This window comes from Arcicella aquatica, assembly GCF_034928825.1.
Lineage (GTDB): Bacteria > Bacteroidota > Bacteroidia > Cytophagales > Spirosomataceae > Arcicella > Arcicella aquatica.
In genome coordinates this window covers 34,658-55,404 of record NZ_JAYFUL010000038.1, presented here as the reverse complement: position 1 = coordinate 55,404, position 20,747 = coordinate 34,658, and the positions used below count along the sequence as shown (strand labels likewise).

At 37.0% G+C, this 20,747-nt stretch carries 15 protein-coding genes; 13 read left to right on the top strand and 2 right to left on the bottom strand.

Annotated features, from left to right (window positions below; all coding sequences use genetic code 11):
* Positions 1–285, top strand: a 285-nt coding sequence (locus tag VB264_RS18805; protein ID WP_323251839.1) for a transposase family protein, incomplete at its 5' end; no start/stop codon positions are given.
* A 131-nt stretch (positions 286–416) separates the two neighbouring features.
* On the opposite strand, the gene VB264_RS18800 is transcribed toward VB264_RS18805, so the two are convergent.
* On the bottom strand, positions 417–1,556 hold the full coding sequence (locus tag VB264_RS18800; RefSeq protein WP_323251837.1) for a CsgG/HfaB family protein: 1,140 nt from the start codon (positions 1,554–1,556) through the stop codon (positions 417–419).
* 253 nt (positions 1,557–1,809) lie between these two features.
* Between VB264_RS18800 and VB264_RS18795 the strand changes: the two genes are divergently transcribed.
* Together VB264_RS18795 and VB264_RS18790 are read left to right on the top strand one after the other, a co-directional pair.
* Positions 1,810–3,510, top strand: a complete 1,701-nt coding sequence (locus VB264_RS18795; protein WP_323251835.1) for a sensor histidine kinase — start codon at positions 1,810–1,812, stop codon at positions 3,508–3,510.
* Positions 3,511–3,560: 50 nt separating this feature from the next.
* Positions 3,561–4,364: a LytR/AlgR family response regulator transcription factor gene (locus VB264_RS18790; protein ID WP_323251833.1), complete on the top strand. Its 804-nt coding sequence runs from the start codon at positions 3,561–3,563 to the stop codon at positions 4,362–4,364.
* A 111-nt stretch (positions 4,365–4,475) separates the two neighbouring features.
* Here VB264_RS18790 and VB264_RS18785 read toward each other — a convergent pair whose 3' ends face one another.
* Positions 4,476–6,665: a sodium-translocating pyrophosphatase gene (locus VB264_RS18785; protein ID WP_323251831.1), complete on the bottom strand. Its 2,190-nt coding sequence runs from the start codon at positions 6,663–6,665 to the stop codon at positions 4,476–4,478.
* Positions 6,666–6,973: 308 nt separating this feature from the next.
* Here VB264_RS18785 and leuC point away from each other — a divergent pair, with 308 nt between their 5' ends.
* The 10 genes from leuC to VB264_RS18735 all read left to right on the top strand — a co-directional run bounded on the left by leuC (position 6,974) and on the right by VB264_RS18735 (position 20,667).
* Positions 6,974–8,371, top strand: a complete 1,398-nt coding sequence (gene leuC, locus VB264_RS18780; RefSeq protein WP_323251829.1) for a 3-isopropylmalate dehydratase large subunit — start codon at positions 6,974–6,976, stop codon at positions 8,369–8,371.
* Between the two features lie 144 nt (positions 8,372–8,515).
* Positions 8,516–8,872: a four helix bundle protein gene (locus VB264_RS18775; RefSeq protein ID WP_323251827.1), complete on the top strand. Its 357-nt coding sequence runs from the start codon at positions 8,516–8,518 to the stop codon at positions 8,870–8,872.
* Positions 8,873–9,016: 144 nt separating this feature from the next.
* Positions 9,017–9,613: a 3-isopropylmalate dehydratase small subunit gene (gene leuD, locus VB264_RS18770; RefSeq protein WP_323251824.1), complete on the top strand. Its 597-nt coding sequence runs from the start codon at positions 9,017–9,019 to the stop codon at positions 9,611–9,613.
* A gap of 195 nt (positions 9,614–9,808) precedes the next feature.
* Entirely contained in the window at positions 9,809–11,320 is a 1,512-nt protein-coding gene (locus VB264_RS18765) for an alpha-isopropylmalate synthase regulatory domain-containing protein (RefSeq protein WP_323251822.1), read from the top strand.
* Between the two features lie 433 nt (positions 11,321–11,753).
* On the top strand, positions 11,754–12,815 hold the full coding sequence (gene leuB, locus VB264_RS18760; RefSeq protein ID WP_309922639.1) for a 3-isopropylmalate dehydrogenase: 1,062 nt from the start codon (positions 11,754–11,756) through the stop codon (positions 12,813–12,815).
* Positions 12,816–13,306: 491 nt separating this feature from the next.
* Positions 13,307–13,762, top strand: coding sequence for a hypothetical protein (locus tag VB264_RS18755; protein ID WP_323251819.1), 456 nt, complete (start codon positions 13,307–13,309; stop codon positions 13,760–13,762).
* Positions 13,763–13,902: 140 nt separating this feature from the next.
* A complete protein-coding gene (locus VB264_RS18750) occupies positions 13,903–14,706 on the top strand; it encodes a hypothetical protein (RefSeq protein ID WP_323251817.1) in 804 nt (267 codons plus the stop codon).
* A 429-nt stretch (positions 14,707–15,135) separates the two neighbouring features.
* Positions 15,136–16,557 carry a DUF1800 domain-containing protein gene (locus VB264_RS18745; protein WP_323251815.1) on the top strand — a complete coding sequence of 474 codons (1,422 nt, stop codon included), beginning with the start codon at positions 15,136–15,138 and terminating at the stop codon, positions 16,555–16,557.
* A gap of 104 nt (positions 16,558–16,661) precedes the next feature.
* Positions 16,662–17,867: a DUF1501 domain-containing protein gene (locus VB264_RS18740; RefSeq protein WP_323251813.1), complete on the top strand. Its 1,206-nt coding sequence runs from the start codon at positions 16,662–16,664 to the stop codon at positions 17,865–17,867.
* Between the two features lie 94 nt (positions 17,868–17,961).
* Complete coding sequence (locus VB264_RS18735) at positions 17,962–20,667, top strand: cation-translocating P-type ATPase (RefSeq protein ID WP_323251810.1); 2,706 nt, start codon at positions 17,962–17,964, stop codon at positions 20,665–20,667.
* Positions 20,668–20,747 lie beyond the last annotated feature (80 nt).

Below are 20,747 nucleotides of genomic sequence, written 5' to 3'. Positions count from 1 at the left end.
AATTTAACAGTTATTTTACCTCATAAAAAACCATATCGTGATGAATTAACTTTGGAACAAAAACAACAAAATACTAAACATTCTCAAAATCGGGTTTGTAATGAACATACCATGAAAGGAATAAAACGAATGAGAATCGTTAAAGACCTTTTAAGACTAAATGTTTTCAATTATGCCGATAGTTCATTTATAAATGCATGTGCTTTACACAACTTTAGAGTCAAAAGCCCCATGAGAGCATACAGTCGGGCAAACTCGCACGTGAGTAAAATCATTTTTAACTAATAACCTTTAATACATGATTATGATTTTTGGTTTAAAATTTCTTAATAGTATGGTTTTGGTGTTACCTTTATTGAAATGGAATTGTTGCTTTTCAGGAAAGTATTTCAGTAAAAATAATTCCAGTCTTTATTTTACCGCCTTACATTAGTACGAATTGAGTATTGCTTTTCTGTTTCTATTTTCTTTAGCATTTGAATAGCATTTGGTGACCCGAGTTTTTGGGCTTCATTTATTTTTTCAGTAGCGAAGTCATACTGTCCATCAATAAATAACCCTACACCGTAATTATAAACGGCTTTAGCATGAAAACTTTCTTTCAATGAATTATCTTCTGCATAGGCTTTTAAAATTTCAAGACCCAGAGCATTATTATTTGATTCGAAGCTTTGAATGGCAGTTGTCAGTTTCTTAAAAGGATTTTTTAGCACTACAAATGGTGTTTCAAAAAATAGTGTTATTGTTTCTCCATACGGAATAAATATTTTTGTAATTTCTCTTGTTAAGTCTTTCACTCCATCTCTCAATATTGGTTCTAAGTCACCCAATTTATATGGATTGCACTCTTTCTTTGTTTCTACATTTATTTTTTTGATGACTGGATTTGAGAACAACATTTGCCCTGTTTTAATATCTATAATTTTAAGTTGCACAGTAATATCCCCTTGAAGTTCCCACCAATAGCTATTATAGCATCCATCAGATACAACGATATTTCTAACTGTTTTTTCTTCTTTATATATTTTATCATTTTGAATTCTACCAACAATTAGTACTGCTGAGTTTATTTTCTTTGCTAAAACAGACGTTGTAGTTTCATTAATTGTCTGGATATTATTTCCTTTTTGCGAAGCTAAAATTTGATTAATGGCATTTCTATCAATAATTTCAAAGCCCTTTGAATTAAACAACTCTGAGGTCAACGCATCAGCTAAATCCATTGCTCTTTCTGTTTTAGCACCCGTTGAACCTGTAATATCTCCAATAGCAATTTTTTGATAAGCACTGAGGTCTAATTGTGCTGGACGTAGTTTAGTAATCTTAATCATGTTTTGTGAAGTAGCTGTAAAACTAATCAACGATAAAATACAGAAAAGAATAATCATAATAAGACGAATTAGTTTCCCCAATCCTGCCTTAACCATTGATACCACCCCTTGATTGGTAAGGATTTCTGTTTTAGCTTGACCGAAGGTATTATTGAATACTAGAACACAGAGTAAAAGAACCCTGTTTACAAAAGGGAATGATGATGGAATAGCGTAAAATTTCATATTTTTTTGGTTAATTGATTAAACATTCAAAAAAAAGAGTTTTACAAATCCAAAAATCAATATATTTCCCAAACCCATTTATTCTCTTCCCAATACTGGTTTTTTCTTTCTATATGTATTTCAAGGAAAAGCAACTTGTTTTACTTTATATGGTTACTTTAAATTATTGAGTTTAAAGTAAATTTTAGTGCAATTTATTTGCTATATTTATTTCCATTTAGCTTAAATCTATTGTATTAACTATCATCATTTTATGCCTTATCCAAGTTTTAAATATTTATTAGTGGTACTTTTTCTTTGTGTTTTTGTTCCGTTTAGTATGGCACAAGATGCTTATACACAATTATTAGAAGCTCAGAAAAATTTCAATCAAGCTAATATCAAGGGGGATTCTGCCGAGATAGCCGAAGCCACCTACGTTTTGGCAAAGCGTTATACTTATTTGGGTAATTATACACAAGCACAAAAACTACTATTAAAAGCCTTAGAGATAAAAATGGCTTTGAAGTTATTTGAGGATGTAGGGAGAATATATCTAAGAATGGCAGAGATGGAGGTTTTTATAGATAAAGAAAAAGCACTGAATTATAATAGATTGGCATTAGCCTATTCATCAAGAGCGAATTCAATAAAAGGGAAAGCGAGTGCTAATAGAGCTTTAGGGTATAATTTTAGAGTTATCTGGGAAAGTAAAGATTATCTAAAAAAATATCCTATGGCACTAGATAGTGCAATTGCTTACTCAGAAAAAGCTTTATTGCTTACAGAAAAGTTGAAAACCCCTATTGATTTAGCAGAATCATATCTTCAAATGAGTCAAATAATGTTTTATAAAGACTTTAACAAGAGTCTTTCTTATAAAAAAAAACTGTTAGAAATATGTAAGCAAAACAAGCTCTATTACAGACTTATTGATTATTACATTGACATAGCCAAGCAATACATTATAAAGGATAGACTTCCAACTGCTAAAGTCTGGTTAGATAGTGCTGAATATTTTTCTAAAAAGCAAAAAGTTATTAATCACGGTTTAAGTGTGCTACTGCTGGAAACGAAGACATCTTATTTTGCAAAAAAAGGTGACTGGCAAAAAGCTTATTTGTTCAGAGACCAAGCCGCTCAATTAAAATTGAATCAATACGAAGAGTATCGAAAAGATGCTATGAAAACGGTAAATACTGCTCATGAAAATGAAATAAAGACAGCACAGTTAATAGCACATCGAAGAGAAATTAATTTACAAAAGAAAAATATTGAAATCCAACAGAAATTTACTGTTGTGGTCACTATTTTATTTTTAGTAACAGTTATTGCTAGTTTATTATTGAGAACTTTGTTTATAAAATACAGAAAAATTAGCGAACTAAATGCCTTTTTGTTAAATGAGCAAAATCACAGAACGAAGAATAACCTTCAAACAGTTTCGGAATTGTTAAGCCTACAACTTCATGGACTTTCTGACGAAGTGGCAGTACAAGCATTGCAAGAAGGTTTGCTAAGGGTTGAAGCCATGCTGACTATTCATAGTAATTTGTATCAAGGAGAGAAGCTTGTTGAAGTGAACCTACAAAAATATATTCCCGATTTGATATATGGTGTTCTAAGGACGTATAAGTTTGAAAACATAAAAACAGCATTTAATATATCAGCACAATGGCTTCATGTAGAGCAATCCATTCCATTGGGTATCATTATCAATGAATTGACCACTAATGCTTGTAAGTATGCCTTTACCCAAAACCCTGACCCAAGCCTTAAAATTAGTTGTGTACTAAATGCTGGAATAATTACATTTAGTTTTTGTGATAATGGCAAAGGGTTTTCGCTTGAATCAACTAGATATAACTTTGGTTTAAAGTTAATCAGCTTGCTAAGTGAACAATTAGAAGCTAAAGAAAAATATTCATTTGATAACGGTTGTTGTTTTGAATTATCGTTTAGTCTTAAACCCTAATAAATTAGTTTTCTAAACAAATACGCTTATATTCTAAATAATTAATTCTTATGGAAACAGGAAAAATGATACTCATCGTTGAAGATGATAAAATCCTTGCAGAAAGCATAAAGCTAAATCTACAAAAGGATGGTTTTGTAATAGCAGGAATTGCTGGCGATTCAAAATCTGCACTTTCAATAATGCAAAGCAATGATATTGACCTTGCCGTGATTGATATTAAGTTGAAGGGAATAGATAATGGAATTGTTGTAGCCACCCAAATAAAGGATATTAAACGAATTCCAATAATCTATATAACAGGCAATACACCCTACAAACTTGATGAAGATATGGAGAAAACACATCCTGCTGCCTTTTTGGAAAAACCTTTAAGAATGAGAGAGCTTTCAGTACAAATAGATTTAGCACTAAAAAACTTTAATAATACTATTCTTCCTGATATTTACAAAAAAGAATCAGACTACATATTCATAAAAGAAGTCAATAAGTCTTTTTTCAAAAGGATAAAGATAAAAGAAATTTTGTTTGTTGAGGCTGAAAAAATGAAATGTAAAATATATGTTACTCAAGCTGAATTTTCAAGGTTATATTCAAGTAAGCAATATCACCCTATAGAAATTCCTGTGCCAAAGGGGTGGCTTGTGGATAAATTACCCTCTAAATTTCTCTCTTTCCATCAATCATATCTTGTCAATTATGATTTCATAGACAAATTTGACTCTACTTGTGTTTTTATAGAATCTTACCAAATTCCAATTCCAGAAGGTAAAAGCAAAGAATTTTTGAAAATGTTTAATATCGTTAGAAATACAGCACCAACTAAAGCAAAAATTGCAAGTGATGATTTGTAGATTGATAATATCACTAGCGAGGTAGTAATACCCTCGCTAGTGATAAATAATTGAACTTAACAATAGTGCTTCAACCGAAGGAGGTGCCTATAAACTCATTCAACAAAAACCCTACATCTTCACATTCTCAACCACCTTAACAATCGGAACAACCTTCTTGTCTATTTTTGCTCCAACGCCCGTAGTATGTACTGCAATATATGGTGCGATTACTAAGGATACGATAGACATTAGCTTAATCAGAATGTTCATTGATGGGCCAGAGGTGTCCTTGAATGGGTCACCAACGGTGTCTCCTGTTACTGATGCTTTGTGTGGCTCTGATTTTTTGTAGTACATTACGCCGTCTATCAATACGCCTTTTTCAAACGATTTTTTTGCATTGTCCCAAGCACCACCTGCGTTCGACTGGAAGATACCCATCAATACGCCTGATACTGTTACGCCTGCTAATAAACCGCCTAATACTTCTGGTCCCATAGTGAAGCCAATCAATACAGGTGTAATCAAGGCAATCGCCCCTGGCAAAATCATTTGCTTGATAGATGCTTCGGTAGAAATCGCTACGCATTTTTCATATTCTGGTTCAGCCTTGTATTCCATAATCCCCGGTATTTCACGGAACTGGCGACGTACCTCGTTTACCATCTCCATAGCGGCTTTACCTACTGCCGAGATACATAAGGCACTAAAAATAAATGGAATCATACCTCCTACAAATAAACCTGCCAATACGTCGGCTTTATAAATATCAATGGCCTTGATGCCTGCGATTCCTACAAAGGCTGCAAACAATGCCAACGACGTAAGCGCTGCCGAAGCAATAGCGAAGCCTTTACCCGTCGCGGCTGTGGTGTTACCTACGGCATCCAAATTATCGGTACGTTCACGTACTTCAGGAGGTAGCTGAGACATTTCGGCAATACCGCCTGCATTATCAGCGATTGGTCCAAAGGCATCAATGGCCAATTGCATGGCTGTTGTCGCCATCATACCTGCGGCTGCTATTGATACGCCATATAATCCTGCAAATTTGTAAGAGAGAATAATACCCGCTGCCAATACGATAATTGGCAATACCGTTGATTCCATGCCTACGGCCAAACCGCCAATGATGTTGGTAGCATGACCAGTTCCCGATTTTTCGATGATTGATAATACTGGACGTTTGCCCATGGCTGTATAATATTCTGTAATCATCGACATCAAGGCACCTACGACTAAACCAACGACAATGGCATAGAAAACGCCGTTTGACGTAAATTCAAAGCCACGTAAATTGAGGGTTTCGGGCAGGATGTTTTTTACTAAGAAGTACGAAGTAACAAACGTAATTAATATAGATACCCAGTTGCCTAAATTAAGGGCATTCTGTACCGATGATGTTTCGTTTTTAATCTTTACAAAGAAAGTGGAAACCAAAGATGCTAACAAGCCTACGCCTGCAATCAGCATCGGTAATAGGACAGGGGAGAAGCCTTCGTATTTATCGACAACCTCAATTTCTTGTCCGAGTACCATCGTCGCTAGAATAGTGGCTACATACGACCCAAACAAATCGGCCCCCATACCTGCTACGTCGCCTACGTTATCGCCTACGTTGTCGGCAATGGTGGCGGGGTTACGCACGTCGTCTTCTGGAATACCTGCTTCTACTTTTCCTACTAAATCCGCTCCTACGTCGGCTGCTTTGGTATAGATACCTCCACCTACACGGGCAAAAAGGGCGATAGATTCTGCTCCTAATGAAAATCCTGCTAATACTTCAATAGCGGTTTTCATTTCGTCAGAGGTCAATGCCTGACCTTGTGCAAAAATATTATAAAAGGCTATAAACAATCCCCCAAGACCTAAAATGGCTAATCCTGCTACGCCCATGCCCATTACTGAGCCTCCTGTAAAGGATACATCAAGGGCTTTTGATAGCGACGTGCGAGCGGCTTCTGCCGTGCGAACGTTGGCTTTGGTAGCAATTTTCATCCCGATATATCCTGCCGTTGCCGATAGCAAAGCACCGATTAAAAATGCGACGGCTATCAAGGGTGACGAATGGATGGGATGTTCGGCTGTGCCTTTGTCAGACCCTAACCAAAATAATAATACTGCTGTTGGAATGGCAAAATAGGCTAATACTTTCCACTCAGCTTTTAAGAAGGCAATAGCCCCGTCTGCTATATAACCAGATAATTTTTGCATTTCGGCATTGCCAGCGGGCTGATTAGAAACCCAGCTAAAACGCCAAGCAGTGTAGATTAATCCTACTATTCCGAAGGCTGGTACTAAGTAAATAATGTCATTCATAATGGTAATGGAAGGTTTTTAGTTTAAGAATAATGATTAAGATTCATAGCTACTGTCACAAATATACATTTTAAAGTTTCTTATAAAAAAACTATTTCAAGAAAAAATTGGACTAAAAATATCTTTCTGACAATAAAATAATGTTTAATTCTAATTAATTTTGTTTTTGGGAAGTGTTTTGGATGCTTTTTTACGACCAATAATTGATAATGGGCTAAAAACGCTATTTTTTGAACTTAATTCGTTAATACTTTATCTATAATTCTTCTCAAATTTGTACCATCAGAATTTTAATTATTAAATATAATATGCAACCAACAACATTATTCGACAAAGTATGGGATGCCCACGTTGTTCGTAAAATCGAAGACGGCCCAGATGTTTTCTTCATCGACCGTCATTTTATCCATGAAGTTACTAGTCCAGTTGCTTTTTTAGGCTTAGAAACAAGAGGTATTGGTGTGATGTTTTCGAACCGCACTTTTGCTACTGCTGACCATAATACTCCTACGATTAACCAACACCTTCCCGTAGCTGACCCTCTTTCTGCTAATCAGTTGAAAGCATTGGAAACCAACTCGGCGAAATATGGTATTTCTCACTGGGGCTTGAATAATCCTAAAAATGGTATTGTACACGTGGTTGGCCCAGAAAATGGTATCACTCTTCCGGGGATGACTATCGTTTGTGGCGACTCGCATACTTCTACACATGGTGCTTTTGGTGCAATTGCTTTTGGTATTGGTACTTCTGAAGTTGAAATGGTGCTTTCGTCGCAGTGTATTATGCAACCGAAGCCTAAGAAGATGCGTGTAAACGTAAATGGTAAATTGGGTAAAGGTGTTACGCCGAAAGACGTTACTTTATACATCATTGCTAAATTGACTACTGCTGGTGCTACGGGTTACTTTGTAGAATATGCTGGTGATGTATTTGAAAATATGTCGATGGAAGGTCGTATGACGGTGTGTAACATGAGTATCGAAATGGGTGCACGTGGTGGTATGATTGCGCCAGACCAAACTACTTTCAATTACCTTGAAGGTCGCGAACAAACGCCAAAAGGCGAGGCTTGGGATAAAGCTTTGGCTTACTGGAAAACATTGAAAACGGACGCGGATGCTGTATTTGATAAGGAATACACTTTTGATGCTGCTGATATTGAACCAATGATTACTTATGGTACTAACCCGGGTATGGGTATGGGTATCTCTAAAAATATTCCAACGGCTGAATCTGTAGAAGGCGGAAAGGCTACTTATGATAAATCATTGAACTACATGGGTTTTGGCGAGCAAGAAAGTATGCTTGGCAAACAAGTGGATTATGTGTTTATCGGAAGTTGTACAAACGGTCGTATCGAAGATTTCCGTGCTTTTGCTTCTATCGTAAAAGGACGCAAGAAGGCTGATAACATCACTGCTTGGATTGTTCCTGGTTCACACATTGTGGAGGCACAAATCAGAGAAGAGGGTATTTATGACATCTTGACTGAGGCTGGTTTCCAATTGCGTCAGCCGGGTTGTTCTGCTTGTTTAGCAATGAATGACGATAAAATTCCTGCTGGAAAATATGCAGTAAGTACTTCAAACAGAAACTTTGAAGGTCGCCAAGGACCGGGTTCTCGTACCTTGTTAGCTAGTCCATTGGTGGCTGCTGCTGCGGCGGTTACAGGCGTGGTTACTGACCCTCGCACTTTGCTTTAGGCTGTAAGCTATAAGCGTTAAGTAATTGTGTACTGTTAAAAGTTACAAATACTATTACTTACATACACTCAAATAATGGTGTATTGTTAAAAGTTCAAATATAATTGCCTAGAGCTTACAGCTTATGGCCTACAACCTATTACAATGAGAGATTTTAGAAAATATAATGTTTGGCAATTGTCTCATAATTTGGTTTTGGAAATATATCTTTTAACGAAAGATTTTCCCAATACAGAATTATATGGAATAACAAATCAATTAAGAAGGGCATCTGTTTCGGTACCGACTAACATTAGTGAAGGTTGTGGAAGAAGTAGCGACGCTGATTTTAATAGATTTCTTCAGATTGCTTTAGGTTCAGCACACGAGGTAGAATACTTAATTCAACTTTCATGTGATTTACAGTTTTTAACGGTAGATAATCATTTGGATTTATCTGTTAAAATAAATTTAATTAAGAAAAAGCTCTATCATTTGAGTCAAAAATTGATTACAAAATAGCTTTAAGCATAAGCAGGACTTAAAAAGCCTATCGCTTACCGCCTAAAGCTTACAGCAAAAAAAGTAGAAAAATAGCTTTATCAAATAAGCAGGGCATTTTTAAAAAGCCTATTGCTTACAGCTTAAAGCCTAAAGCATAATCAAATGGCATACGATAAATTCACCATATTAAAATCAACAGCCGTTCCAATGCCAATTGAGAACGTTGATACTGACCAAATTATCCCTGCTCGTTTCTTAAAAGCTACGAAACGTGAAGGATTTGGCGATAACTTATTCCGTGACTGGCGTTATAATACCGACGGTTCACCAAAACAAGATTTCGTATTGAACAATCCTACTTATACAGGTAAAATCCTAGTAGGAGGACATAACTTCGGAAGTGGGTCAAGTCGTGAACACGCCGCTTGGGCTATTTATGATTATGGTTTCCGTTGCGTAGTATCAAGCTTCTTTGCTGATATCTTCAAAGGAAATGCCATTAACGTCGGTATTCTGCCAGTACAAGTAAGCCCAGCATTTTTAGATAAAATCTTCTTGGCCATCGAAGCTGATTCAGCCGCTGAATTGGAGGTAGACCTTCCAGCACAAACCATCACCATCGTTGCTACAGGCGAACAAGAAAGCTTTGCTATCAACGGGTATAAGAAAAATAACCTTATCAATGGCTTTGACGATATCGATTATCTTCAAGCAATGAAGGAAGAAATAGGTGGTTTTGCTAGTAAAAGTATTTATTAAGCGCTTTAGGCCTTAGGCTATATGCCTTAGGCTGTATGCTTTAAGCCTTGAGCTATGGGCTATAAGCTTTGAGTGTGAACTAGAGGAGAGGAGACTCTTTATAGTTTATAGCTCATAACTTATTGTTCGTACCTTATAGCTTACTGCTTATAGCCTAAGGCCTACAGCCTACAGCCTAATGCTTACAGCAAATATATGCGACATATAGAAATAATGGATACGACACTTCGCGATGGAGAACAAACCAGCGGAGTGTCTTTTTCGGCTACTGAGAAACTAGCAATCGCTCAATTATTATTGAAAGAAGTAAAAGTCGATCGCTTAGAAGTAGCTTCTGCAAGAGTATCCGACGGTGAATTTCAGGCGGTTAAAAAAATTACTAGCTGGGCAAGCGAAAACGGATTGATTGATAAAATCGAGGTGCTGACTTTTGTTGATGGCGAGACGTCGGTAAACTGGATGATTGATGCTGGAGCAAAAGTGATGAATCTCCTTACCAAAGGGTCGATGAATCATTTAGTCCATCAGCTTAAAAAAACGCCTGAGCAACATTTTGCTGAGATTGCGGAGGTATTTACGCTAGCTCGTTCTAAAGACATTAAATGCAATGTTTATTTAGAAGACTGGAGTAATGGCATGCGCAACTCGCCAGAGTATGTATATCAGTTTCTAGATTTCCTGAGCACTCAGCCTATCGAAAGAGTATTGTTGCCCGATACGCTTGGAGTACTTACGCCACGTGAATGTTATGATTTCCTATCGGCGATTGTAACGCGTTATCCAACTCAACACTTTGATTTTCATGCACACAACGATTATGATTTAAGCATTGCCAACGTGATGGAAGCAGTGCGAGCAGGCGTTCATGGCTTACACTTAACAGTCAATGGCATGGGTGAAAGGGCAGGGAATGCTCCGCTAGCAAGTACCATCGCCGTGCTGAAAGACTTTATGTGTGATGTGGAAACGACGGTAGTGGAAGAGTCGCTTTATTCGGTTAGTAAACTGGTCGAAACTTTTTCTGGCTTTAGAATCCCAGTGAACAAGCCTGTTGTAGGTGAAAATGTGTTTACACAAACGGCTGGTATTCATGCAGATGGCGATAATAAAAACAACTTGTATTTCAACGATTTGATGCCCGAACGTTTTGGCAGAGAACGTAAATATGCGTTGGGAAAAACGTCTGGCAAAGCGAATATCGAGAAGAACCTTCAGAAACTGGGTATCAAGTTATCGCAAGCAGATTTGAAAAAAGTAACGCAGCGAATCATTGAGCTTGGCGACCGCAAGGAGGTGGTTACACAGGAGGATTTACCTTATATTATCTCTGATGTGATTGATAGTAATACCATCGAAGAGAAAGTGGAGGTAGTAAATTATGTGTTGACACATTCTAAAAATCTTCGTCCTTCGGCTACCATCAGGGTGAAAATTGAAGGGCATATTTTTGAAGAAAATGCACAGGGCGACGGTCAGTATGATGCCTTTATGAATGCCTTGAAGAAGGTGTATCTAAAGAAAGAAGTGAACCTTCCGATGTTGACTGACTATGCCGTGAGGATTCCCCCAGGTGGAAATACAGATGCACTTTGTGAAACCATTATTACATGGGAACACAAAGGCAAAGAGTTTAAAACCAGAGGATTAGATTCTGACCAAACGGTATCAGCTATCAAAGCGACACAGAAAATGTTGAACCTTATCTAGTTTTGAATGAGTTGTGAGTTAGTGAATTGTGATTGAGTGATTAAATTTTTACTCTTCAAATCATTCCTAGCGAGGGACTTAAGTCCCTCGCTAGGAATGATTTGAAGAAAGAGGTATTTATTGTATCTTACAAATCACAAAATCCAATAGTCCAGCGTCTAAAAATCAAATGTCCTAAAATATTTTTAGTCATTGGTGAATCCTTTCTATTAGCGGGTGAGTTAAGTCACCCGTTAATAGAAAATGATTTTGAGGATGTAGAAAGTCAAAAGTTTATAGTCCTCAAATTGAGCGTCTAAAGTCTAAAAATCTAGCGTCTTGTGTCTAAAATCTAATGTCTAAAGTTCCAAAATCCTTTAGTCCTAAAGTCTAAAATCTTAAATCTAAAAAAAAACCTTGAGTCCTAAAGTCAAAAGTCCTCAAGTCCAAAAAAATGAAATTAAATATTGCAGTATTAGCCGGAGACGGTATCGGTCCAGAAGTAATAGAACAAGCATTAAAAGTAGTTAATGCAATCGGTAAAAAGTATAACCACGAAATTAATCTTACACACGCTTTAACAGGAGCAGTAGCGATTGATGCAACGGGTAATCCATATCCAGACGAAACACACGAAGTGTGTATGCAGGCAGATGCAGTATTGTTTGGTGCGATAGGTCACCCACGTTTTGACAACGACCCATCAGCCAAAGTTCGTCCAGAGCAAGGATTATTGGCAATGCGTAAAAAATTAGGACTATATGCCAATATTCGTCCTACATTAGTATTCCCTTCATTATTGCACAAATCTCCATTAAGAAGAGAATTGATTGAAAATGCAGACTTCGTTTGTATTCGTGAACTAACAGGCGGTATTTATTTCGGCGATAAAGGTAGAAACGAAACACGCGACAAAGCTTGGGACGTATGTGAATATACGAAGCCAGAAGTAGATAGAATTGTACGTTTGGCGTATGAATATGCGATGAAGCGTCGTAAGAAAGTATGTATCGTTGACAAAGCGAACGTATTAGAAACTTCAAGACTTTGGAGAGAAGTAGCACAAGGCATCGAAAAAGAATATCCAGAAGTAGAAACAGAATATTTATTCGTTGATGCTGCTGCAATGCGTATTATCCAATGGCCAGAAGGATTTGACGTAATGGTTACTGAAAATATGTTCGGTGATATTTTAACAGATGAAGCTTCAGTAATTTCTGGTTCAATGGGCTTGATGCCTTCGGCTTCTATCGGTACACATACATCAGTATTCGAGCCAATCCATGGAAGTTACCCACAGGCGGCAGGCAAAAACATTGCTAATCCACTAGGAACAGTACTTTCGGCAGCGATGATGTTTGAATATGCTTTCAAATTGATGGACGAAGCAAACGAAATCAAAGACATCGTGAATAAATCTTTGGCAGAAGGCGTCGTAACCGTTGATATTGCAGATGGCGGAAAAGCATTCTCTACTTCAGAAGTAGGAGATTGGTTGGCTGCTCAGATTGGGTAATATTTTTATGTTATTATAATTTCTTCATTCCTGTTTAGGGCGAAAGATAAATCTTGTCCTAAACAGGAATGATTTTTTGTTCCCTTTGGAATCTAAATCTAGTGCAGTATAATCAAAGTACCTCAATCCTGAAAGGATGATATGATTATAGAAAATATAATTATCAATACCCACCTGACTCCCAAAAGGGTGATACAATAGTTAAGAATAATCTGTCACTCCTTCGGAGTTTATATACTTAGCTTTATCTGGGATTTCTATAATCATACCATCCCTTCGGGATTTAATGTAGAATATACAAATTGAAAAATTATAAAAAGCGTTGCATTTTTGCAATGTAACATTGTAATACACTCTGACGTAGTGAAAACTACGCAAGCAAGGAGGTGAATTTACTAAAAGCTACTTAAAAAACATTAGTTTTAGTAGGCTGTAAATCAGACTTTTAATGACTGCTGTGTAGAATATGCCCCAAAAAGAATGATAATAGAATGAAGAGATTATTAATTATTTGTCTTGTGTTCAGTGTTTCAATAATTAGTCTTTATTCTCAAAATATTACAATTAAAGGAAGGGTAATTACTGAGGATTTGGAAATTTCGCCTTATACGCAAATTGTAATTAATGACACTGTTAAAGTTGACAAAACAAACTTAAATGGTTATTTCCAAATTGATATTCCTATTTCAGTGAAAAAAATACTATTTATGAATATTGGTATGGAGTTAGCATCTATTGAGCTTGTAGATAAATGTGATGAGGTTGAGGTTATAATGATGTTGAGCTGTACTGATGATTTTATAACTCTCAAGAGGGTAGATAGACACCGAAAGAAAAGATTTAGGAAGCTACCAGAATTACATAAAGAAGCATTTGAGAAAGGCATATTTAAAACTGCTAAGGCTTGTTATAGACATGAATTTATACCTTATTATGAGAAAAAATAACAGTGAAATTCAATATACCTTTGCTCTTCGAGATGCCCCGAAGAGCAAAGGTATGTAAAATAAAAGAAGGTTTTGCCTAATTAAGTTTATATCATAACATAGCTTTTTATTACCTCCTAGAAACTTAATGTTAAAATAGAATGAAAGTAATAATTGCAGGGTCATTTGATAAGAAATCTCTTAAACAGTCTAATTTAATATACAGTTTAGAAAATTTTATAAGCACATACTTTAAGGATAAAAGTTATGGTAGCAGTATTGAACAAATATATATAACTTTTAATTGTATAGGATTAGGTAAATCTTATAGGACTGGTTTAATTGTTGGATTTGATTATTATAAAACAAAAAGAACATTAGAAATAGAGGTGAAAATCAATGTTAAAGAATTAGTATCTTCAACAATAGTTACTTTCCCTACAATAGCTTATATAGCACTTAGCGAAGTGATTAAATATATATTAGCTAATAAAATTAAGGATTTCGAAGCTGAAAAGTTTGCTGAAGTTTTTTTGAGATTAATTAAGAATATTGAACTTAAAAATGAATCAAATCAAGAATTTATATATAATATTTCAGAGGCCCTCATTTTTAAAGAAGATTCTCTCAAAACTGAAATTAAACGATTTAAAGATAGGGCTGAATTGCTTCTTTTTTTAGAAAAGAGTATTCATGAAAATCACTTTCCAAAGACTTTTTGGAAAAACAGTCCATTTATAATGTCGCCAAAAGAGCAAATCAATATTTTAAACAAAAATATTGCTGTATTTCTAACAGAATATATATCACAACTAAAGAAAGATAGCCAAATTGAATCAATTAATAATATAATGGTGGAATATATTGATATGATAGAAGTTTATGAATTAGATACGGTCGAGATGGATTTACTTACTGATAAAATGTATGATTTTGTAGTGATGTTAAAAGAAATTGGTGTATGATTCCCCTCGCTTGGCATAGCTTTTCACTACGTCAGAATGTCAGAGGTTCTTATAACGGAACTTATAGTGGCATTTGTGCTCTTCGATATGTCCTTCGGAACATCTAGAAGAGCGTGTTTCATCTGGGATTTCTATAATCCTACCATCCCTTCGGGATTTAACGTTTATTTCCCCCCATTGTAATATCCTTCAACCATGCCGTATAATCAACGTGTATCAATCCCGAAGGGATGGTATGATTATAGGGAAAGATAATTGTCAATACCCACTTAACCCCGAAGGGGTGATATAGCAGTAAGATGCCCTACGGAACATCTCAAAGAATGTTTGAAAAATATAAATTAAATAACACGAAGTATCATTTTAATAATTAAACCTTTTCGTCCGTTCTTATTCTAAGAGGTATCTCATTTTAAACTCGATGATATTATGAATAAGGAAAAATCCATCCAGCACCTTTTATGGCGAGCGGGCTTTGGCGAAAAGCCTGAAGTGATTACTCAGCTTGGCCATAAGTCTATCAAGAAGAATGTTAAACAGTTATTGAAAGACGCTGAAAGCTTTGAACCCATTTATACGGTTGATAAAATGGATATTTATTCAGAGCTGCAAATGATAAAAAAGGATACTACCCTTACCACGCAAGAGCGTATCAAGCAGTTGAACAAGATGGTAAAGGAGGAGGAAGGACTACTGAATACTACTTGGATAGACAAAATGGCAAACTCAAAGGGCGTCTTGCGAGAAAAAATGGCGTTGTTTTGGCACGGACATTTTGCCTGTAGAACGCCCAATCCGCTATTTGCCCAAAGCTACCTAAATACCATCCGTCAACATTCATTAGGGAAGTTTAGCGACTTGCTGATGGCGGTCTCCAAAGAGGCGGCGATGCTCCAGTTTTTGAATAACCAGCAGAATAAGAAACGTAGCCCGAATGAAAACTTTGCCCGTGAAGTAATGGAACTGTTTACGCTCGGTAGGGGGAATTATACGGAACACGATTTGAAAGAAGCCGCCAGAGCGTTTACGGGCTGGGAATTTGATAGAAAAATAACGGGGTTTTATTTCAACACTAAACAGCATGATGATGATACGAAGGTGGTCTTTGGAAAAACGGGCAACTTTATGGGAGAAGACATCATCAAAATGATTTTGGAACGAAAGGAAACTGCCAATTTTGTAGTTACAAAAATCTACAAGAACTTTGTAAACGAGCAGGTGGATGCTAACCGTGTCAGTCAATTAGCGGAGGAGTTCTATAAAAATGAATATAATATTGCCGATTTGATGGAGACTATTTTCAATAGTGCATGGTTCTACGAAGAGCGTAATGTTGGTACACATATTAAATCTCCTGTCGAGCTTATTGTGGGTTTACAGCGAACTACGGGCTCTAACTTGGTCGAAAAACAATCCTTACTTTTTGTGCAACGTGTATTGGGACAAGTATTATTATACCCACCCAATGTGGCGGGCTGGGCTGGAGGTAAAAGCTGGATAGATAGCTCAAGTTTGTTATTTAGGATGCAATTGCCCTATTTGATGTTTAATAATACGGTGATAAAAACTGTTGCGAAGTCGGACGGAGATGTAAATACAGATTTTCAAACCCGCAAGGGAAAGAAAAATACCCTTGAAACCGATATGAACTGGGAAGTATTTTCAACATATTTTACCCAACAAAATCGGGAAACGTTGTTCGATACCCTCGAGGCATACTTTTTGCAAGTGCCTATTAATGAGGATGTGAAAAAAGGATTAATCGCTAAACTGGGGAAAGAGAGTCAGCCAGAAACTATCAAAAAAATGATGATAGCCTTAATGACCCTCCCCGAATATCAGTTGTGTTAACGTGGCAATCAATCACGAGTAAAACAACGATATTGTCTATAAGGCTTAGTATAAAAGCCTTGAAGATTTAAATACTAAACTCACAATTCATCACTCACAATATTATGGTCAACCGCAGAGAATTTATCACACGTTCGGCATTGGCAACAGTAGGGGGCTTAATGATTCCGAATTTTCTAAAAGCTTTTGAACAGCAATCTTTAGGGAGTGCAAAGGGTGCTCCTGATAAAATATTAGTCATTATTCAGTTGTCTGGAGGGAACGATGGACTTAATACGGTTGTGCCTTACCGTAACGATATTTATTACCGTGAACGTCCGACGATTGCTGTCGAGAGAAATAAAGTACTTAGCCTCAATGATGAAATAGGGCTGAACCCTGCCTTGGAAAAACTGAGGTCGTGGTATGACAATGGTTTTATGCGAATCATCAATAATGTGGGCTATCCCAATCCTGATAGGTCGCATTTCCGTTCGATGGATATTTGGCAAACGGCTTCTAATCCGAATGAATATTTACAAACGGGTTGGTTAGGGCGTTATTTAGATGCCAATTGTTCGGGCGATTGTGCCTCGTACAACGTTCTTGAAATAGATGATACCCTTAGTTTGTCTATGAAAGGGGAGAAATTAAAAGGTTTGGCGGTATTAGACCCCGAAAAACTATACCGACAAGTGCATGGTGATTTTATCGCTAAAATCGCTAAAACACAACCTGCCGACCATTCAGAGAATGTGAGTTATCTCTATAAAACCTTGGCAGAAACCTCCTCTTCGGCAGAATACCTCCATACCAAATCAAAAATCTATCAAACAAAAGCTACTTTCCCGAATGGGGAATTGGGGCAACGTTTAAAAACTATCTCCGAACTGATACTCTCTGGTATGCCGACTAATATCTATTATGTTAGCATTTCAGGATTTGATACCCACGTCAATCAGGTAAATCAGCAAGAACGTTTGTTAAGAAACTATGCCGAAACGATGGATGTATTTTTGAATGAACTCAAACAAAACAACAAGTTGGACGACGTGGTGATGATGACTTTCTCTGAATTTGGTAGAAGGGTAAAACAAAATGCCAGCGGAGGAACTGACCACGGAACGGCGAATAACGTGTTCTTGATGGGTGGAAAATTGAAAGCTGATAAAATTCTCAACGAAGCGCCTAATCTAACCGATTTGGATGAAGGTGATTTGAAGTATTCGGTAGATTTTAGAAAGATTTATGCTACCCTGCTCCGTAATTGGTTGGGCGTAAACGATGAACTAATATTAGGTAAACGTTTTGATACGTTGGGTTTTGTTTGAAAGAAATCCTTGACCAAGGGAAAAGCTTGAATATTGACAAATGCATGATGATGAGTAGTTTATGATAAAATTAATTAAAACCTAAATCTAAAAGATGGCCTCTAAAAACCTTGATAACACTACAACTGATAATTCATCAACTAAGAAAGTTCATAATTATCCTATTAAAGATGTGGTTTCGATTCCCCTTGAAGAGATTGTCAATACGCTTCAAGGGGATTTGACAAACGGACTGGCGGAGGGGAGTATCAACAAAAGAATAAAGACGTATGGGCTGAATCGGTATGAAGAGCAAAAACAAAAGAGTGTTTTTTTACTCTTGCTAGAGCAACTCAAGAGTCCTATTATTTTATTATTAGTCTTTGCCAGTGGGGCATCACTTTATTTTAAAGATTGGCTCGAAGGTTTTGCTATCATTGGCGTAATATTCATTACGGCAGCTTTGGGTTTCTTCATGGAACTTCAAGCTCGAAAATCAATGAATCAGCTAAAAAGTATGGATGTCAGTCTGTCGAAAGTTTGGCGAGATAATGCTTTAAATGAAGTGCCATCTGAAAGGCTAATGCCAGGAGATATTTTAGTGCTAGAAGCAGGCGATATGGTATTAGCAGATGCCCGATTGGTAGAAATTAACCAATTTGAAGTAGATGAATCGCCGTTAACGGGGGAATCAATGCCCATTACCAAAACCCTAGAACCTCTCGACAAAGATACCAGCCTAGCCGACCAGACGAATATGATATTCAAAGGCACGTCGGTCATCAAAGGGAATGCCAAAGCCATTATTGTAGGAACGGCCTTGCATACAGAATTAGGGAAAATTACGGCACTGGTTGACAATGCCAAGCAAGTAATTACACCACTCGAAAAAAAGCTACAAGGACTTACTACCAAATTAATGTGGCTTACTGCCATATTTGCCGCCATATTTATCATCACAGGTTTTTTACAAGGCAAAGAACTTTACCTGATTATTGAGACAGCCATCGCCTTAGCCGTGGCCGCCATTCCCGAAGGACTGCCAGTGGTGTCAACCATTGCCCTTACGTATGGTATGTTACGTATGGCAGAAAAAAAGGTATTGATTAAAAAATTAGCCTCTGTAGAGACCCTTGGGGGAATAAATACCATTTTTACCGACAAAACAGGTACGCTGACAGAAAACAAAATTCAGGTAAATAATATCTCGTTTTTTGATAATACCTTCAAGGTAGAAAATAATACTGTTGGCGAAGCAGATGCCAAAGCTAATCAGGCAAGTTTAGAGAAACTCTTGTTGATTTCGCTACTCTGTAATAATGCCGTAGTGGAGAAAAAGGAGAAGAAAAAAGACAAACAACTCGGCGACCCTATCGAAATATCGTTATTAAATTTTGTTGGACTAAACAACGTAAATATCCCGCAAATACAGCAAGAATATCCACGAATTGCCGAAGAAGCCTTTAGTTCGGAAACAAAGCTAATGGGGACATTGCATAAAAAAGGGGATAGCAATTTTGTAGCAGTAAAGGGAGCGATAGAAGCCATTTTACAACAATGTAAATCCTTTTATAAACAGGGGAAAATAGTATCGCTAACCGAAGAAGATAAGAATCAATTCCTACAAAAAGCAGAAGAAATTCAGGCACAAGGGACACGTGTGTTGGGCTTTGCGTTTAATGAAGCCAACAATATTCCGCATGATAATATGGTGAAAGAGTTGACCTTTGTCGGGTTCATTGGATTTTTAGACCCACCACGGTTAGACATATCGGGAGCGTTGCAATCGTGCAGAAATGCGGGCATCAAAGTAATCATGATAACGGGTGACCACCCTGCAACAGCTTTGAATATTGCTCAGACGATTCGACTTTCGGATACGGAGAACGTAGTCATTACAGGGAAAGACTTAGAGGGTAAACCTGATAAAAAGAAGTTGTTTGCTGCCACGATATTTGCAAGGGTAACACCTCAGCAAAAATTAGATATGGTAACGCTTTATCAAAAAAGAGGCGATATTGTGGCAATGACGGGCGATGGCATCAACGATGCCCCTGCCTTGAAGAAAGCAGAAATAGGCATTGCGATGGGTAGGAGAGGCACGCAAGTAGCGATTGAAACGGCGGAGATGGTCTTGAAAAATGATTCTTTCAAATCGATTGTAGTTGCGATAGAACAAGGAAGGGTAATTTTCCAGAATATCAAGCGGTTTTTAGTGTATTTACTTTCGTGTAATTTAAGCGAAATCGTCATCGTATTTTTGTATGGCTTGCTTAATTTTCCGTTTTCAGTATTGCCCCTACAAATCCTATTTCTGAATCTGGTAACGGATATTTTCCCTGCCTTGGCATTGGGCATGGGCAAAGGTAATAAGTTGATAATGAGCATCTCTCCACGTAACCCGAAAGAACCCATTGTCGTTAAACAGGATTGGATAAATATACTTGTCTATGCCAGTTTGCTAGCGCTTCCTATCATAGCCGTTACGTGGTATTGTAGTGATTACTTGCACATGGATGCTAAAATTTGCAATAATATTACCTTCTTTAGCCTTGCCTTTTCACAGTTGTGGCATGTGTTCAATTTGTCGTCTCGCAAGATATCTTTTTTCAAAAATGAGATTACTGAGAACAAATTTGTGTGGGCCGCCTTGGGTTTATGTATCGTAATTATGCTTACGTTCTACTGGGTAAATCCGCTTAATAAAATCATTGGACTTCAAAAGCTAGACTTTACTATCTGGTCAATCATCCTTATTACTAGCTGGATGCCAGTAGTGCTTGTTCAATTGTTCAAACGAGTTTTTAAAGTAATTAGTTAAATGTAGGGGCGTTGGCATACGCCCACAAATTTATGATTGATAGGAGGGAATAGGACGAATGCAATTCGTCCCTACCTAGC

Coding starts and splice junctions, on each gene's coding strand:
- VB264_RS18795 (WP_323251835.1), top strand. CDS start 1,810: ATGCCTTATCCAAGTTTTAAATATTTATTAGTGGTACTTTTTCTTTGT.
- VB264_RS18745 (WP_323251815.1), top strand. CDS start 15,136: ATGAATAAGGAAAAATCCATCCAGCACCTTTTATGGCGAGCGGGCTTT.
- leuD (WP_323251824.1), top strand. CDS start 9,017: ATGGCATACGATAAATTCACCATATTAAAATCAACAGCCGTTCCAATG.
- VB264_RS18755 (WP_323251819.1), top strand. CDS start 13,307: ATGAAGAGATTATTAATTATTTGTCTTGTGTTCAGTGTTTCAATAATT.
- VB264_RS18785 (WP_323251831.1), bottom strand. CDS start 6,665: ATGAATGACATTATTTACTTAGTACCAGCCTTCGGAATAGTAGGATTA.
- VB264_RS18735 (WP_323251810.1), top strand. CDS start 17,962: ATGGCCTCTAAAAACCTTGATAACACTACAACTGATAATTCATCAACT.
- VB264_RS18790 (WP_323251833.1), top strand. CDS start 3,561: ATGGAAACAGGAAAAATGATACTCATCGTTGAAGATGATAAAATCCTT.
- VB264_RS18740 (WP_323251813.1), top strand. CDS start 16,662: ATGGTCAACCGCAGAGAATTTATCACACGTTCGGCATTGGCAACAGTA.
- VB264_RS18750 (WP_323251817.1), top strand. CDS start 13,903: ATGAAAGTAATAATTGCAGGGTCATTTGATAAGAAATCTCTTAAACAG.
- VB264_RS18765 (WP_323251822.1), top strand. CDS start 9,809: ATGCGACATATAGAAATAATGGATACGACACTTCGCGATGGAGAACAA.
- leuB (WP_309922639.1), top strand. CDS start 11,754: ATGAAATTAAATATTGCAGTATTAGCCGGAGACGGTATCGGTCCAGAA.
- VB264_RS18775 (WP_323251827.1), top strand. CDS start 8,516: ATGAGAGATTTTAGAAAATATAATGTTTGGCAATTGTCTCATAATTTG.
- leuC (WP_323251829.1), top strand. CDS start 6,974: ATGCAACCAACAACATTATTCGACAAAGTATGGGATGCCCACGTTGTT.
- VB264_RS18800 (WP_323251837.1), bottom strand. CDS start 1,556: ATGAAATTTTACGCTATTCCATCATCATTCCCTTTTGTAAACAGGGTT.